The 15,068-nt window shown below is 72.4% G+C and carries 15 protein-coding genes; 8 read left to right on the top strand and 7 right to left on the bottom strand.

Annotated elements, in window-relative coordinates; translation table 11 throughout:
- From DA075_RS03960 to DA075_RS03945, 4 genes are all read right to left on the bottom strand, one after another.
- Entirely contained in the window at window positions 1–999 is a 999-nt protein-coding gene (locus tag DA075_RS03960; RefSeq protein ID WP_099952102.1) for a chlorophyllide a reductase iron protein subunit X, read from the bottom strand.
- The gene (gene bchC, locus DA075_RS03955) at window positions 996–1,931 is read right to left on the bottom strand and encodes a chlorophyll synthesis pathway protein BchC (protein ID WP_099952101.1); all 936 of its coding nucleotides are present in this window, start codon (window positions 1,929–1,931) and stop codon (window positions 996–998) included. The genes DA075_RS03960 and bchC overlap by 4 nt, the downstream gene beginning before the upstream one ends.
- 114 nt (window positions 1,932–2,045) lie before the next feature.
- The gene (locus tag DA075_RS03950) at window positions 2,046–3,200 is read right to left on the bottom strand and encodes a methyltransferase (protein ID WP_099952100.1); all 1,155 of its coding nucleotides are present in this window, start codon (window positions 3,198–3,200) and stop codon (window positions 2,046–2,048) included.
- Window positions 3,201–3,418: 218 nt separating this feature from the next.
- A complete protein-coding gene (locus DA075_RS03945; RefSeq protein WP_232386362.1) occupies window positions 3,419–4,309 on the bottom strand; it encodes a polyprenyl synthetase family protein in 891 nt (296 codons plus the stop codon).
- A gap of 83 nt (window positions 4,310–4,392) precedes the next feature.
- On the opposite strand from DA075_RS03945, the gene crtD reads away from it, so the two are divergent.
- The 3 genes from crtD (at window position 4,393) to DA075_RS03930 (ending at window position 7,361) form a co-directional block, all read left to right on the top strand.
- Window positions 4,393–5,874, top strand: coding sequence for a 1-hydroxycarotenoid 3,4-desaturase CrtD (gene crtD, locus DA075_RS03940; RefSeq protein ID WP_099956389.1), 1,482 nt, complete (start codon window positions 4,393–4,395; stop codon window positions 5,872–5,874).
- Entirely contained in the window at window positions 5,871–6,770 is a 900-nt protein-coding gene (locus DA075_RS03935; RefSeq protein WP_099956390.1) for a carotenoid 1,2-hydratase, read from the top strand. Before crtD ends, DA075_RS03935 begins: the two co-directional genes overlap by 4 nt.
- Window positions 6,771–6,833: 63 nt before the next feature.
- On the top strand, window positions 6,834–7,361 hold the full coding sequence (locus DA075_RS03930) for a phosphate-starvation-inducible PsiE family protein (RefSeq protein WP_232386364.1): 528 nt from the start codon (window positions 6,834–6,836) through the stop codon (window positions 7,359–7,361).
- A gap of 236 nt (window positions 7,362–7,597) precedes the next feature.
- Here DA075_RS03930 and DA075_RS03925 read toward each other — a convergent pair whose 3' ends face one another.
- Both DA075_RS03925 and DA075_RS03920 read right to left on the bottom strand, forming a co-directional pair.
- Window positions 7,598–8,278 carry a hypothetical protein gene (locus DA075_RS03925; protein ID WP_099952099.1) on the bottom strand — a complete coding sequence of 227 codons (681 nt, stop codon included), beginning with the start codon at window positions 8,276–8,278 and terminating at the stop codon, window positions 7,598–7,600.
- Window positions 8,279–8,597: 319 nt separating this feature from the next.
- Window positions 8,598–10,640: a Hint domain-containing protein gene (locus DA075_RS03920; RefSeq protein ID WP_244936499.1), complete on the bottom strand. Its 2,043-nt coding sequence runs from the start codon at window positions 10,638–10,640 to the stop codon at window positions 8,598–8,600.
- 1,103 nt (window positions 10,641–11,743) lie between these two features.
- On the opposite strand from DA075_RS03920, the gene DA075_RS03915 reads away from it, so the two are divergent.
- The 5 genes from DA075_RS03915 to DA075_RS03895 all read left to right on the top strand — a co-directional run bounded on the left by DA075_RS03915 (window position 11,744) and on the right by DA075_RS03895 (window position 14,126).
- Window positions 11,744–12,430 (top strand): phage tail protein, encoded by a 687-nt coding sequence (locus DA075_RS03915; RefSeq protein ID WP_099952098.1) that lies wholly within the window; start codon window positions 11,744–11,746, stop codon window positions 12,428–12,430.
- A complete protein-coding gene (locus DA075_RS03910) occupies window positions 12,427–12,753 on the top strand; it encodes a DUF6916 family protein (RefSeq protein WP_210207015.1) in 327 nt (108 codons plus the stop codon). The genes DA075_RS03915 and DA075_RS03910 overlap by 4 nt, the downstream gene beginning before the upstream one ends.
- Window positions 12,754–12,830: 77 nt before the next feature.
- A complete protein-coding gene (locus DA075_RS03905) occupies window positions 12,831–13,379 on the top strand; it encodes a GNAT family N-acetyltransferase (RefSeq protein WP_099952097.1) in 549 nt (182 codons plus the stop codon).
- Window positions 13,380–13,479: 100 nt separating this feature from the next.
- Entirely contained in the window at window positions 13,480–13,812 is a 333-nt protein-coding gene (locus DA075_RS03900; protein WP_099952096.1) for a hypothetical protein, read from the top strand.
- Window positions 13,809–14,126: a cell wall-binding protein gene (locus tag DA075_RS03895; RefSeq protein ID WP_099952095.1), complete on the top strand. Its 318-nt coding sequence runs from the start codon at window positions 13,809–13,811 to the stop codon at window positions 14,124–14,126. Before DA075_RS03900 ends, DA075_RS03895 begins: the two co-directional genes overlap by 4 nt.
- A gap of 165 nt (window positions 14,127–14,291) precedes the next feature.
- Here the strand turns inward: DA075_RS03895 and tpiA are convergent, their stop codons facing one another.
- The gene (gene tpiA, locus DA075_RS03890; RefSeq protein WP_099952094.1) at window positions 14,292–15,053 is read right to left on the bottom strand and encodes a triose-phosphate isomerase; all 762 of its coding nucleotides are present in this window, start codon (window positions 15,051–15,053) and stop codon (window positions 14,292–14,294) included.
- Between the last annotated feature and the right edge of the window lie 15 nt (window positions 15,054–15,068).

The following is a 15,068-nucleotide window of genomic DNA, read 5'->3' as shown; positions in this document are numbered from 1 at the left end:
TCAGACCGCCTCGTAGACGACTTCGAGGGAGGGTTTCTGCACGACCGGGCGGCCGCGCATGTCGGCGTCGCTCGCCGGATCGAGCACCACGCCGCGCCCGACCGCCTCGCCCTTGAACAGGCCGAGCAGCGCGTCCTGCGAGAGCGGCGCCGGCCGGTGCGGCAGGGCACCCGCGACGTTCTCGGCGAGCTCGGCGAAGAGCGGGCCCCAGCGCCCGTCCGGCCGGCCGATGATCTCGTAATTCGCGCTCTTCCGGCGGATGTCGTCGTCGGCCGGGATCGAGGCGAGGATCGGGATGCCGGCGGCCTTGGCGAAGGCCTGCGCCTCGCCGGTGCCGTCATCCTTGTTGATGACGAGGCCGCCAACGCCGACATTGCCGCCGAGCTTGCGGAAATACTCCACCGCCGAGCAGACGTTGTTGGCGACGTAGAGCGATTGCAGGTCGTTCGAGCCGACGACGATGACCTTCTGGCACATGTCGCGGGCGATCGGCAGGCCGAAGCCGCCGCAGACCACGTCGCCGAGGAAGTCGAGCAGGACGTAGTCGAAGCCCCATTCGTGGAAGCCGAGCTTTTCCAACAGCTCGAAGCCGTGGATGATGCCGCGTCCGCCGCAGCCGCGGCCGACTTCCGGCCCGCCGAGCTCCATGGCGAAGACGCCGTCGCGCTTGAAGCAGACGTCGCCGATCGCCACCGGCTCGCCGGCGAGCTTGCGCTTGGTCGAGGTCTCGATGATCGTCGGACAGGCCCGGCCGCCGAACAGCAGCGAGGTGGTGTCGCTCTTCGGGTCGCAGCCGATCAGCAGCACCCGCTTGCCCTGCTGCGCCAGCATGTAGGACAGGTTGGCGAGGGTGAAGCTCTTGCCGATGCCGCCCTTGCCGTAGATCGCGATGATCTGCGTCTCGCGGGTCGCGGCGGTGGAAACGGGATCCGGCGGGATCGCGGCTTCGGCGCGCAGGATCGAGGCCTGGAGGGCGGCGCCGGTCAGTGAGGCGTTCATGGCTGGGCTCTCCAGTCGAGGACCATCTTGAGGCAGGCGGGTTCGCCGAAGGCGGTGCGGTAGGCTTGCGCCGCCTCCGCGGCCGGGCGGCGGTGTGTGACGAGGCCGGCGAGGGACAGGACGCCGCTCCCGGCGAGCGCCGCCACCGCGTCGAGGTCGCCGGGCTGCCACTGCGCCGCGACGCGGATCCGCGCCTCGCGCAGGAAGGCGGGCGGGAAGGCGAAGGAGAGCGGCGCCTCGTAGAAGCCCGCCAGCACCACCTCGCCGCCGGGCACGAGCCGGGCGATCAGGGTATCGAGGAGGCCGGCATCGCCGCTCGCGTCGAGGATGCGGGCGTATCGCGTCTCGTCCTGGGCCGGATCGACCACCGGGTAGTCCTCGGCGCCCTGGCGGCGGGCGGGGTCGCGCTCCCACACCACCGGATCGAGGCCGTCGATCCGCGCGAGGCGGGCCAGCAGCCGCCCGAGGGTACCGTGGCCGACGATGAGCTGGCGCCCGGATGCCGTGCTGCCGGCCAGCGCGTGCCGGGCGGTCGCGGCCAGGGCCAGCAGGATGCCCTGCTCACCGAGCGTCTCGGGGATCGGCCGCAGCCGGCTGCCGGCGGCGACGAGGTGCGAGGCCGCGCCGCCGAACAGCCCGCGGACCGGCCCGAAGCAGCGCGCGCCCGGCACGAACACCGTCTCGCCGACGCGGCGGCCGGATTCGGGGCCGGCCTCGACCACCCGGCCGACGGATTCGTAGCCCGGCACCAGCGGGTAGCCCATGCCGGGGAAGTCCGGCATCCGGCCTGACCAGAGCAGGCGCTCGGTGCCGGTGCTGATCCCGCTCCACGCGACCTCCACGGTCGCGTCGGCGGGGCCGGGTGCGTCGAGAGCGAGCCGGGCGAGGCCGAGCCGTTCGGGACGGTCGAGGATCACGGCCTGCGCGTGCATGCGGTACGGCCCCCCGCCTGTTGCGGAAAACTGCCGCTTCGAGCGGCATTCGTCATCTTAATTGGACATCGACGTGTGTCAACTTTGCTTTACACTTTTGACACGGATGATCGTTCACGGCGCGGTGGCGACGAGCAGGCGGACCAGCATCGGGCGACGGGTCCGGTGCTCGCGCACCCGTGCGAAGCCGGCCTCCGTCAGCATCGCGGACAGCTCCGTGGCCGTCCTCGGCCGGCCGCTGCCCATGGCGAGGAGGTAGAAGCCGAAATACGCGTCGCCGATCGGCTCGGCGCCGGGAGTGCCGGCCATCGGTTCGGCGAGCAGCAGCGTGCCGCCGGGGGGCAGGGCCGCGCGGGCCGCCCTCAGGAGGGCGAGGGCGGGACGATCGTCGTGATCGTGCACCACCCGCACCAGCGACACCGCGTCGGCCCCGGGCGGCAGTCCGTCGTGAAAGCTGCCGCCGCTTGCCGTGGCGCGTCCCGCCAACCCTTCCGCGGCGAAGCGGCGCTCGGCGCGGGCCGCCACCGGCGGCAGGTCGAAGAGCGTGACGTGCAAGCGCGGGGCGCTCCGTGCCGCCTCGACCGCGAAGGCGCCCTCGCCGCCGCCGACATCGAGGAGATGGGCGTGGCGGGCGAGCGGATAGGCGTCGAGGATGTCGCGGGCGACCAGCGCCTGCGAGGCGCCCATCAGGGCGCCGTAGGGCGCCACCGCGGCCTCGTCGACGGTGGCCGGATCGGCCGCGCCCGCATAGGCCCAATAGCCCGAGAGCCGTGTCGGCGTGAGCGTGCCGCGCAGGAGCGCCACGGGGTCGCGCAGGTCGTCGTAGAGCATGGCGTGGTGGGCCACCATCGCGGCGACGGAGGGGTTGCCGAGCAACGCCGCGCCGAGATCGCCGAGGGCGAAGCGCCCGTCCGGCAAGGCGGTCAGGAGGCCCAGGGAGGCGGCGGCGCGCAGCAGGCAGAGCGCCCGGTCCGGCGGCAGGTCGAGGCGGCGGGCGAGCTCCTCCGGGGCGAGCGGGCCGTCAGCGAGGATCCGGAACAGGTCGAGCCGCAAGGACGCGGCGAGCACCTGCGCGTAGACGAAGCCGGCGCAGAGATCGAACAAAGCCCGCGCGTTGCGGCGCGCGATGCCGCGGGTGGGCGGGAAGGCGGCGGCGAAGCGCTGGAAGGGCGGGCTGGCGATCAGGCGGTGGCGCCAGGCGAGGAGGCGGTCGCGCCAGGGAGGGGGAGCGACAGGGGTCGCCGGAAGGGCCTGCGGGCCGGGCTTCATGACCCTCCCCCCCCCTGCGGGGGAGGGTGGCCTGCGAAGCAGGCCGGGAGAGGGGACGCCGCGTCCGGAGGGATCGCGCGCGCGATGAAGGGCGCTACCTGGATCAGCGTCGCGCTGCCCCTCTCCCGCCCCGCGCACGAGTGCTTCGCACTCGCCGCGGGGCACCCTCCTCCGCAGAGGGGGGAGGGTTCGGGAGCGAGCCACCCCGGCCATCGCCTTCACGCCACCACCAGGCTCTGCGCCAGCCGCGCCGGCAGGAAGAGCCGGGTCTGGGCCAGGATCTCCTCGCGCAACGCCGCGACGCCGGGGCAGTCGGGGATCACCGCCATCGCCTCGTGGGCGAGGTCGGAGAGGCGGCGCAGGGCCCCGTCCATGCCAAGCAGCGCCGCCGCGTTGGGCCGCCCGAGGGTGACGTCGCGCCCGACCGGCTTGCCGATCTCCTCCTGCCGGCAGGCGACGTCGCGCAGGTCGTCGGCGACCTGGTAGGCCTCGCCGAGATACTCGCCGAGGAGCCGCCAGCCCATCGGCTCGACCCCGGCGGCGGCCGCGCCCGTCACGGTGGCGGCGGCGAAGAGGGCGCCGGTCTTGGCCTGCTGGTAGACCGAGAGCCCGACCTGCGGCTCGGATTCCCAGGCCTGCCCCGCCACGATTCCGGCGGGCGAGCCCACCGCCCGGGCCACCAGCCCGACGAGGGCGGCAAGCCGCGTCGGGGTCCTGGCCGCGCCGCGGGCGAGGGTCTCGAAGGCCAGCACGATCAGGGCGTCTCCGGTCAGGAGCGCCACCGGCTCGCCATAGGCGACGTGGACCGTCGGCTTCTGGCGCCGAAGCGCCGCGTCGTCGAAGCAGGGCAGGTCGTCATGGACCAGCGAGGCGCAGTGCAGCAGCTCGATGGCGGCCGCCGCGGCGTCGGCCGCCGCCGGGTCGTCGTCGCCGCAGGCGCGGGCGACCGCGAGGCAGAGCCGCGGCCGGATCCGGTGGCCGCCCGGGAAGACCGCGTAGCGAATCGCCTCGGCGAGGCGCGGCGGCGCACCCGGCGCCTCCGCGTAGGACACCGCCACGTCCAGCGCCTGCTCGATGCGCCGCCCGTCGTCCCTGGTTCCCACCATCATGACGCCTCTCCCGGATGTCATTTCGTTTGAACATCTCAGACTGTCAATTTAGATTGACACTGTTCAGGCTGGAGATCAACGGCGTGGCGGACGAGCACGTGGTGGTGATCGGGGCGGGAATCGGCGGGCTCGTCGCCACGCTGAAACTCGCCGCCGCCGGCCAGCCGGTGACGCTGGTCGAGAAGGCCGGCGCCCCGGGCGGCAAGATGCGCCGGGTCGCGGCGGGGCCGCTCGCGGTCGAGGCCGGGCCGACGGTCTTCACCATGCGCTGGGTCTTCGAGGAGATTTTTTCCGAGTGCGGCGCCGATCTCGCCTCCCGCGTCGCCCTCACCCCGGCGGCGGTGCTGGCCCGCCACGCCTGGAGCGGAACCGAGCGGCTCGATCTCTTCGCCGATCCCGCCCGGTCCGAGGCCGCCATCGCGGACTTCGCCGGCCCGCGCGAGGCGGAGGGGTTTCGCCGGTTCCGCACCCGGGCGGCGGAGATCTACCGCGCCCTCGAAGGCCCCTTCATCCGCGGCCAGCGGCCGAGCCCCGTCGACCTCGCGGTGCGGGCCGGGCCCTGGGGCTTGGGCGGGCTGATGCGGATCCAGCCCTTCACCACCCTGTGGACCGCGCTCTGCGAGCATTTTCGCGATCCGCGCCTGCGCCAGCTCTTCGGCCGCTACGCCACCTATTGCGGCTCCTCGCCCTTTTCCGCCCCCGCGACGCTGATGCTCGTCGCCCATGTCGAGATGGAGGGGGTCTGGACCGTCGCGGGCGGACTGTCGCGGCTCGCCGCCGCCGTCGCGGAGCTGGCCGCCGAGCACGGCGCTGTCTTACGCTACGGCGTGGCGGCGACGGACATCGTCGTCGCGGGCGGGCGCGTCACCGCCGTCACGCTCGACACCGGCGAGCGGCTGCCGGCGACCCGGGTGGTGGCCAATGCCGATGCGGCGGCCCTCGCCGACGGGCTGTTCGGCAAGGAACCCGCCCGGGCGGTCGATCCGGTGCCGGCGGGCGAGCGCTCGCTCTCGGCCGTCACCTTCGCGGTGGCGGGCCTCCCCAAGGGCTTCGACCTCGTGCGCCACAACGTGTTCTTCTCGCCCGACTCCGCGGCCGAGTTCGCCGACCTGACCCGGGCCGGCCGCCTGCCGCGGGATCCCACCGTCTATGTCTGCGCGCAGGACCGGCACGACGATGGGGTGCCGGCGCAGTCTCCGGAAGCCCTGCTCTGCCTCGTCAACGCGCCCGCCCGCGGCGCCGCCTTCCCCTCCGAGGAGATCGCCCGATGCCACGACACGATGATCCGGCGGCTCTCCGCCTGCGGCCTGACGATCAGCGAGACGGCGCGGAACGTGACGACGCCGGCGGAGTTCGAGGCGCTGTTCCCGGCGACGGGCGGGGCGCTCTACGGCCGGGCCTCGCACGGCTGGATGGCGTCGTTCCGCCGGCCGGGGGCGCGCACGCGGCTGCCGGGCCTCTACCTCGCGGGGGGCAGCGTCCATCCGGGGCCGGGCGTGCCGATGGCGGCGCAATCGGGCCGGCTCGCGGCGGCGAGCGTGCTCCGGGACCTCGGTTCGACCTGACCGTTCCGCCCGGCGGCTATGCCTGGTGGTACGTCGACGGCGTCAGCGACGACGGGCGGCACGGGATCACGGTCATCGCGTTCCTCGGCAGCGTGTTCTCGCCCTACTACGCCTGGAGCGGGCGCAAGGACCCGATCGACCACTCGGCCGTCAACGTGGTGCTCTATGGCCGGCCCAAGGCCTGGGCGATGACCGAGCGCCGCCGCGGCAGCGTCGCCCGCGACGCGACCTCCCTCGCCATCGGGCCGAGCGCGCTGCACTGGGACGGCACCGTGCTGACCATCCGGGTCGACGAGGTGACGAGCCCCCTGCCCTCGCGGCTCTCCGGCACCATCCGGGTGCGGCCGGCCGGGATCACACCCGGCCCCTTCACCCTCGACGCGGAGGGGCGCCACCGCTGGTGGCCGCTCGCGCCCTCCTCGCGGATCGAGGTGGCGCTCGACCGGCCGTCCCTGCGCTGGAACGGCCACGCCTATTTCGACACCAACGACGGCGACGTGCCGCTCGAGGACTCGTTCCGGAGCTGGACCTGGTCGCGCTCGACGCTCTCGCACGGCGCGGCGATCCTCTACGACGTGCTCCGCCGCGACGGCAGCCGCCAGAATTTGTCCCTGCGCTTCGACCCGGACGGCACGCCGCGCGCGATCGAGCCGCCCGGTCCGGCCGCCCTGCCGCCGACGCTCTGGCGCCTGCCCCGGGCCACCCGCAGCGACGACGGTCGAGCCTCGGTGGTGCGCCGGTTCGAGGACGCGCCGTTCTATTCCCGCTCGCTGCTCTCGGCGCGGATCTGCGGCGAGGCGGTGCAGCCGGTCCACGAGGCCCTCGACCTCGACCGGTTCACGAACCCGCTGGTGCGCCTGATGCTGCCGTTCCGCATGCCCAGGACGCTGCGTTGACCTCTCCCTGCGCTGGCCCCCCCGCGCTGACCCCGACCGACCCGCCACGCCCCGGAGACAGCCATGGTCGAGCCCGCGAAACTGGAGAAGGCCGAGGAGGAAGGCGGGCGCCTGACGCGGCTCTCCGCCTTCGTCTTCCTGCACACCGAGCACGCGATCTACGCCGCGCTCGGGGTGCTCCTGGCGCTCACCGCCGTGATGGCGCTGGTCGATGCCGCCGGCATGACGGTCAAGGCGATCTCGTCGGTGGGCGCCGCCGCGCAGCTCCTCGACGTGGTCGACCGGCTGCTGTTCCTGCTGATGCTGGTCGAGATCCTGCACACCGTGCGGGTGTCGATGCGCTCGGGGCGGCTGACCTGCGAGCCGTTCCTCATCGTCGGGCTGATCGCCTCGATCCGGCGCGTCCTCGTCCTCACCCTGCAGACCGCCGAGCAGATGCACGAAGCGGCCTGGACTCCGCAGAAGGAGGCGCTGTTCCGTGCCTCGATGATCGAGCTCGGCGTCCTCGCCGGGCTGATCCTGGTGATGGTGGTGTCGATCTTCCTGCTCCACCGCGCCCGGGACACTGACGAGCCGGCCGGGGCCGAGTAGGCCGCGGTTCTCGTCGCGCACCGGCGTGCAACCCCCGCCGGCCGCGCGGCATTGATGGGGTTGAACGTGGCACACCCGAAAGGAGGCTCGTGATGGGCTTGCTGTTCTTCCTGGTCTTCGTCTGTCCGTGGATCGCGGTGGCGTTCCTCTCCAGCCGCGGCACGCTGGTGAAGCCGAAGCCCTATTGAGGCACGACTGGGCGGGACGCCGGCCGGCTCCCGGCCGGCGTCCCGCAATCAGCCGTTGCGCAGGAGCCGCCGCCACCAGGCGGGCCGTCCCGCGGCCTGACGCTGGGCGTGTTCGTCTTCGGCCTCCCGCTTGAGGCGGTGGATCAGGGGGTTGCACGCCTCCTGGTCGGCGATGAGGGCCGAGGCGGGCGCCGACGGGATCCGGTGCCGCGCCCGATAGGCCCCGGCGTCGAAGTTGGGCGACGCATCCAGGTCCCGCCGCGCGCCGTGGCGGAGGAGATGCGCGAAGGCGTCGCGGTTGGGGCCGATCTCGGCGCCGTAGCGCTCCAGGTAGAACGCGATGTCGAACAGCGCGTTCGGCGCGTAAAGCTGGCTGCGGCGATGGGTGAGGTAGTGCCGCAACGCCGAGGTGCCGGGCGCCAGGCCATAGGTGCGGGCGTACCAGGCCGGATCGAAGGTGCAGGCCGGCCGGAAGCCTGCCCGCTCGCCGATCCGGATGTAGTGGCAGACCGGGTTCACGCCCTCGGGATTCCCGCCGAGATAGAGCGCCGCGTACCAGGCCGGATCGAGGTAGAGATTCGGGCGCCGGCCCTCGCGGGCGCCGAACCGGCAGAAATGCACCAGCGGATCACACCCATCCGCCACGACGTCGGGCGATTCGAGCAGGTAGTAATTGACGTCGAACAGGCCCGAGCCTGCGATGAGCGTGTGGTCGCGGGACTGGGTCATGGCGGGGGCGCGGGGCGGGATCGTCTCTGCCGGAGGGGCTGACGGGTTCGAACGACGGGGGCATCCCCGATGGCGGGCGCAGGGATGTCGGGGAAAGAAGAGGCTCGGGTTCCGCAACGACCCAGAACCGTCGAGCTGCGCAGCTCGCCATCGGTGCTTTATCCTGAGGCCGAGCCACCCTCACCCCTCCCCCTCCCCCACACGGGAGAGGGGATCTCGCGCTTGATTCAAAAAGGAATTTTTCTTTGGACAGACCTGCGCCCGCGGCGCGCCGGGGTGGGGCGCCGCAGGCCGGGTTCGTCGGGGCGGCCGGCGCGGCTCAGGCCCGCCGCAGGAAACGCGCGAGGAGCGAGCGCTCCGGCTTTGCCGCGGCCTGGACCTGGGACTCCGCCGGGGATTTGGCCTCGGCCCGGGACTCGGCCTCCTGCGTGGCGAGCCGCGCCCGGACGCGGTCGAGGACCGGGCCGTGGAGGACGACCGGCGCACAGGCCAGTTCCAGGTTCAGCGCCACCGCCACGAAGTCCGGATGCAGGCTGACCGGGCCGTCATGGTTGGCGAAGGTCGCCCGGTTGCCGCAGTCCAGGTAGCTCTCGGCGGGCAGGCCCTCCGCCACCAGCACGTCGTGCACCGGTAGCTCGACATGGTGGTAGACGATCTCCGGCAGGGCGAGCGGCGCGATCGAGGTGCCGTTGACGAGGGCGCTCGCCGGGATCAGCACGCCGTCCAGAAAGAGGGCGTGGCCGGGCGAGACGACGAGGTCGCGGCGCGGCAGGCCCGGGCCGAAGGCACTGGCGGCGATCCGGACCGGCCGGGCCCGCTCGGGCCGCGGGTGACGGCGCAGGTCCACCGGCCGGTGGCCGACCCAGCGGATGCGCACCGTCTCCCCGGAGGCCGTGAGCACGGCGTCGCCGGGCTGCAGGGTCTCGACCGGGCGTTCTCCTTGCGGCGTCAGGATCAGCGTTCCTGCCGCGAAGCAGTCGATCGTCCCCGTCGCGCCGGTCGGACCGGTCGGGCCCATGGCGCCGGTCGGGCCCATGGCGCCGGTCGGGCCCATGGCGCCGGTCGGGCCCATGGCGCCGGTCGGGCCCGTGGCTCCTCCCGGACCGACCGGGCCCGTCGCGCCTGTTGCGCCGACGGAACCCGTCGCGCCGGCGGGGCCGGTCGCCCCCGTGGAACCGGCAGCTCCGGTCGCCCCCGGAGCGCCGGTCGCACCTGCAGCACCCGTGCCGCCGGCAGCGCCCGTGGCACCAGCAGCGCCGGTCGCACCCGTGGCACCTGCCGCACCCGTCGCGCCGGCGGCCCCGGTTGCGCCCGTGGCACCTGCCGCACCCGTCGCGCCGGCGGCACCCGTCGCCCCGGCGGCGCCGGTGGCACCAGCAGCGCCGGTCGCACCCGTGGCACCTGCCGCACCCGTGGCACCGGCCGCCCCGGTGGCGCCCGTGGCACCGGCCGCCCCGGTGGCGCCCGTGGCACCAGCAGCTCCGGTGGCGCCCGTGGCACCAGCAGCTCCGGTGGCGCCCGTGGCACCAGCAGCTCCGGTGGCGCCCGTCTCGCCAGCGCCGGTCGCACCCGTGGCACCGGTCGCGCCGGCCGCCCCCGTCGCGCCCGTGCCGCCGACAGCACCGGTGGCGCCCGTCGCGCCCGTGGCACCGGCTCCGGTCGCACCCGTAGCACCGGTCGCGCCGACCGCCCCCGTCGCGCCCGTGGCGCCCTCTGCACCGGTGGCACCCGTGGCGCCGGCCCCGGTCGCCCCCGTGGCGCCGGTCGCCCCTGTCGCCCCTGTGGCGCCGGTCGCACCCGTAGCACCTGTCGCGCCGGCGCCGGTCGCGCCTGTCGCGCCGGTGGACCCCGTCGCACCGGTGGCACCTGTCGCACCGGTCGCGCCTGTCGTGCCGGTGGCACCCGTCGCGCCAGCGCCGGTGGCACCTGTCGCGCCGGTGGCACCTGTCGCACCGGTGGCGCCGGTCGCTCCCGTGGCACCCGTCGCGCCGGCCCCGGTCGCACCCGTGGCACCCGTCTCACCTGTTGCGCCGGTCGCGCCTGTCGTGCCGGTGGCACCCGTCGCGCCGGCACCGGTCGCGCCCGTGGCGCCTGTCTCACCGGTCGCGCCGGTGGCGCCCGTGGCACCCGTCGCGCCGGCCCCGGTCGCACCCGTGGCGCCCGTCTCACCGGTCGCGCCGGTGGCGCCCGTGGCACCCGTCGCGCCGGCCCCGGTCGCACCCGTGGCGCCCGTCGCGCCGGTGGCACCCGTGGCGCCGGTGGCGCCCGTCTCACCGGCCCCGGTCGCGCCGGTGGCGCCGGTCGCGCCCGTGGCACCGGTCGGACCGGCGGGACCGGTCGCGCCCATCGGGCCGGTCGTCACGTCCGTAACGTTGGCGTCGAGCGTGTTGGATCCCGTGGTCGTTGCGCCGGATCCGACTGCGTCGGTGAATGTGGTGTTGTTCCCGCCTTCAGCAGCTGTGAAATTGGATGACGTCACCGCGGGATTGTTCTCATCCGCAAGATAATTGAAACTAAACGAATAAGATGGACCGCCTCCAGAAGCCTGTCCATACGTCGTTCCAATATATTTCGTCGAATCTACTGATAATCCATAGTAAAAATCGATGGGATTAGCAGATCCAGTAGTAGATCCTGTCAGTGTCAGAAGTTTCAACGCCATGGCCTTGCCTCGAAATACGAATGGGGCGGACCATCGCCGCTGACGCAGATGGCGTAGCCCAGTCATGCCTATCGGAGGCCAAAATGCCGACAGGGCGCACATTGCGATAGGGGAAAATGTCTTCTCTATCAGGAATAATCCGCAAATTTCCGGAACGGTGTCATTTTTGCACTGCGTTCGTCCTCATGATATAACAATTGTGAGCTGTCTTCTTCAATGCAAATACAATAAAAATGACTTTTATTACTGTTTTTATTTATTTATCTAGGTAATGTACATAATATTTGTCATTTGCGATCGGTATAATTGCGATTATGTCGCGAATTTCAGGATGGCGCCCGAAATCCCCAGACCAACGACTTCCCGAGCGGCCGAGCCATCTCGCCTGGGCGCGGCTGCGAGGGGGCACCGACGAAGCTCGGCGCGAGAGAGATTAACGGGGGCATCCGGACATCCATCCGCGGGGTGTTTTGGTGCCCCCGGGCCTCATCGAAGGCACGGGCCCCGGCGCCGCCCCGTCAGGGATCATCGTATAGGCCGGTCAACCGCGCCGGTTCATCACGATCAAGCGGCGCTCCATGTCCCTGAGTTTTTCGTTAGTTTTTTGTCATATCGTAATCTGACGCATCGCACAGGTTCTAGCGCGAACAGAAATACCGTGAAAATCTCATTTTCAAATTCCACCTTGCATGATCGAGGCACTTCCGACTATTGCTTGAAGCGCCAGACGAATCGATCATCGAGTGATGATCGATATTTTTCGTCATTTATGGCCGTCGTAACCCGTCGAAGGATCCTGCATCATGGAACCAATGCTCGGTATGATCTTCATGATTCCCTTCGAATGGGCGCCTGTAGGCTACATGAAGTGCCAAGGTCAGGTCGTAGAAACCCGCCAATACCAAGCGCTGCTCTCACTCATCGGCAATCTCTACGGCGGCGACCAAAGCCAGGGAACGTTCGGCCTGCCGAACCTGTCCGGCCGCACCGCGATCGGGACCGGCAAATCCACGTTGAGCAGCACCGTCTACAATCTGGCGAGGCAGTACGGGACCGAGAGCACCGTGCTCAACGTGGCCAACCTGCCGCTCCACACCCATACGGCGACGTTCACGGCGACGACGGGGCCCCTGCCGGTCACCATCCCGGGGACGACCGGCGACCTGGCGGTCAAGGTGAACGCCTCGACCGTGGCCGGGACGGCGGGCGCGCCGTCGACGACCACCATGCTGGCCGCGGGAACCGGTGCTGCGGTCAAGAACTACGGCACCGTCCCCCCCGCCGCGAACATCACCGCGCTCGCCACCGAGTCGGTCACGGTGACCGGCACGCCCACGATCCCGCAGAAGGACGTGACCATCAACACGGTGACGGGCGGCAGCGTGACGATCGCCGCGTCGGGCGGCGGCACGGGGTTCCCCAGCTTCCAGCCCTCGCTCGCCCTCACCTTCCTGATCGCCGTGACGGGCATCTACCCGGACCGCCCGTGACCGCGGCCCTCGACACCCTGTCCGCCGCGCTCTTCGCCCCTGTCCAGGGCGAGGCGTTCACGCTGCACGGCGCGGACGGGCCGGTCGTGGCCACGATCCTGGCGCGCTGCGACGAGCATCCCCGCACCACCATGCCGGGAAGCGACCGCACGGCGTTCAGCCTCGTCTTCTCCTGCCCCGCGGAGGCCGTCGGCGCCTTCGCGGGCGGCCACTGCCTGGTCTCGCACCCGGCCCTCGGCACGGTCGGGCCGCTCTATCTCGAGCGCATCCTGCCCACCGGGCTGCCGCCGGGCCACGCCGCCTTCCAGGCGGTGTTCAACTGACGGCGGCGGGCGGCCCGCGCCTCCCCGCAGGCGCGGGCCGCCTTCCTCGCCGCCCGCTTCGACAGGACATCCGCCGCATGGCCGCCCCTTCCGGTTCCCTCCCGCTCTTCGGCGGACTGGGCTTGCGCCCGCCCCGCCCGTCCGACCAGGCCTTCCTGCTCCAGCTCTTCGTGGAATCGCGACCCTGGCTCTCCCTGGCGGGGGACGACCGCGACATGCTCCAGGCGCTCTACGAGCAGCAATACGCGGCTCTGCGGGCGGGGCTGGAGACGGCGTATCCCGAGCATCTCGACTTCATCCTCGAGCGGACCGGGCAGGCGGTCGGCCGCGTCGTCATCGATCTCGGCCGGGCCGATTGGCGCCTCTCCGAGCTTCAGGTCGCGGCCGCGGCCCGCGGCAAGGGCATCGGCACCGATCTCGTCCGCAGCCTGCAGGCGGCGGCCGAACGGGTGCGCCTGCCGATCACCCTGTCCACCCCGATGGTCGGCGCCACGGACGGGCGGGCCCTGTACGAGCGCCTGGGCTTCCGGGTCACGGCGGTGCGCCCGCCGCATTACGCGATGGCGTGGTCCCCGCCGGGCGTGCCCCTGCCGCCCGCCGCCGGGGCGGGCCTCGTCGCCGGGTGAGGCGCCAGGGATTGCGCGGCTGCGCCGGCGCGGGACCTTGACATCGCCCCCGGGCCGCCGATGCTCCCGGGTGCGAGACATCGGGGAGGCGGGACTCAGAATGGACTGGGCAGCGGCGGCCTATCGGGCGCGCCGGCAGATCCGGGTCCGGGCGCGGGTGGTCCCGGAGAATCGCTCCCTCGCGCTGATCGATGCCTTCGCGGCGCAGGGCACGATGAGTCCGGCCGCGCTGCGGGCGCACGGCCCGGCGGATGGTCCCGCGACCATCCTGAGCCTCGTGACGATCGCCGTCCACGGACGAGGCCACCTGCCGGCGGTGAACGGCTGGTACCGGCGGGAGGGGGTGGATTTCGTCGTCCATCCGGGCTTCGCCGTGGCCTGGGCGGCGGCACGGTCCTGCGACGCGCCGCTCGCCGCGGGCGCCGGCGGATGAGCCTGCGCGACCGCTACGAGGCCGCGGTGCGTGGCCTGGCCGAGCGCGCCGCCGCCCTGAGGCGCGAGGGCCTGTCGCCCGAAGCCATCGCCCGGGACGTGCACGCCGAGAGGCGGCGCCTCGCCGTCCATTACAAGAGCCTGACGCCGGAGCCGTACCGCAGCCGCATCGCCGCGCGGACGATCCGGGTCTACGGCAACCCGGACGGCCCCTCGATCGACTTCCTGCGGGCCCGGGGCAAGACCTGGGAGGCGATCATCGCGGGCGCCACCCGCCCGGGTCCCCCGGTCGGCCTGGAGGCGGAGGAGAGCTGACGATCCCGCTCAGGCGCTCCCCGGGGATGTGGCCGGGGGCCTTGTCAGATCGCGACGGGACCGGGCGGCGCCCTCGGCAGGCTTGCCACAACGCAGGCCTGCCGAAGTTCTTGCCTTGTCGCGGACTTGCATCGCGAACCCGGCAACCGCCTTGGCGAAATCGGCTTAGCGATACGCCGCCGCGATGCCGAGGAAATCCTCGGCCTTCAGGCTCGCCCCGCCGACCAGCGCCCCGTCGACATTGGCGACGCCCATCAGCTCGGCGGCGTTCGACGGCTTCACCGAACCGCCATAGAGGATCCGCACCTTGGCCCCCTCGGCACCGAGCCGGCTCGCGAGCTCCTGCCGGATCAGGGCGTGCACCGCGGCGACGTCGTCCACCGTCGGGGTCAGCCCGGTGCCGATCGCCCAGACCGGCTCGTAGGCGATCACCGTGTCGGCCGCGGTGGCGCCGTCGGGCAGCGAGCCGGCGAGCTGGCCGCGCACGACCTCCAGGGTCCGGCCGGCCTCGCGCTCCGCGCGGGTCTCGCCGACGCAGATGATCGCCTTCAGCCCGGCGCGGCGGGCGGCGAGCGCCTTGGCACGGATCTCGGCGTCGCTCTCGTGGTGACGGGCCCGGCGCTCGGAATGGCCGACGATCGTGTAGGTGGCGCCGAGATCGGCCAGCATCTCGGCCGAGACGTCGCCCGTATAGGCGCCGCTGGCCTCGTCATGCACGTCCTGGCCGCCGACCTGCACGGCCGAGCCCTTCAGCGCCGCGGCCGCCGCGCCGACCAGGGTCGCGGGCGGGCAGACCAGCACGTCGATCCGCTGCGCCAACCCCGCATCGAGGCCGTCGCGGACGGCCTCGGCCACCGCCAGCGAGGCCCGGAGGCCGTTCATCTTCCAGTTGCCCGCCACCAGCGGGCGCGGCCGTTCGGTCGTCATGTGTCTCCCCCGATC

The sequence above is a fragment of the Methylobacterium currus genome, assembly GCF_003058325.1.
In the GTDB taxonomy this organism is placed as follows: domain Bacteria; phylum Pseudomonadota; class Alphaproteobacteria; order Rhizobiales; family Beijerinckiaceae; genus Methylobacterium; species Methylobacterium currus.
Note: the sequence above shows the minus strand (reverse complement) of the source record. Positions and strands in the feature narration are given on the sequence as shown.

Excerpts from the sequence above, each read along its gene's own strand:
- DA075_RS03960 (WP_099952102.1), bottom strand. The coding sequence starts at position 999 with ATGAACGCCTCACTGACCGGCGCCGCCCTCCAGGCCTCGATCCTGCGC.
- bchC (WP_099952101.1), bottom strand. The coding sequence starts at position 1,931 with ATGCACGCGCAGGCCGTGATCCTCGACCGTCCCGAACGGCTCGGCCTC.
- DA075_RS03950 (WP_099952100.1), bottom strand. The coding sequence starts at position 3,200 with ATGAAGCCCGGCCCGCAGGCCCTTCCGGCGACCCCTGTCGCTCCCCCT.
- DA075_RS03945 (WP_232386362.1), bottom strand. The coding sequence starts at position 4,309 with ATGATGGTGGGAACCAGGGACGACGGGCGGCGCATCGAGCAGGCGCTG.
- DA075_RS03930 (WP_232386364.1), top strand. The coding sequence starts at position 6,834 with ATGGTCGAGCCCGCGAAACTGGAGAAGGCCGAGGAGGAAGGCGGGCGC.
- DA075_RS03925 (WP_099952099.1), bottom strand. The coding sequence starts at position 8,278 with ATGACCCAGTCCCGCGACCACACGCTCATCGCAGGCTCGGGCCTGTTC.
- DA075_RS03915 (WP_099952098.1), top strand. The coding sequence starts at position 11,744 with ATGGAACCAATGCTCGGTATGATCTTCATGATTCCCTTCGAATGGGCG.
- DA075_RS03905 (WP_099952097.1), top strand. The coding sequence starts at position 12,831 with ATGGCCGCCCCTTCCGGTTCCCTCCCGCTCTTCGGCGGACTGGGCTTG.
- DA075_RS03900 (WP_099952096.1), top strand. The coding sequence starts at position 13,480 with ATGGACTGGGCAGCGGCGGCCTATCGGGCGCGCCGGCAGATCCGGGTC.
- DA075_RS03895 (WP_099952095.1), top strand. The coding sequence starts at position 13,809 with ATGAGCCTGCGCGACCGCTACGAGGCCGCGGTGCGTGGCCTGGCCGAG.
- tpiA (WP_099952094.1), bottom strand. The coding sequence starts at position 15,053 with ATGACGACCGAACGGCCGCGCCCGCTGGTGGCGGGCAACTGGAAGATG.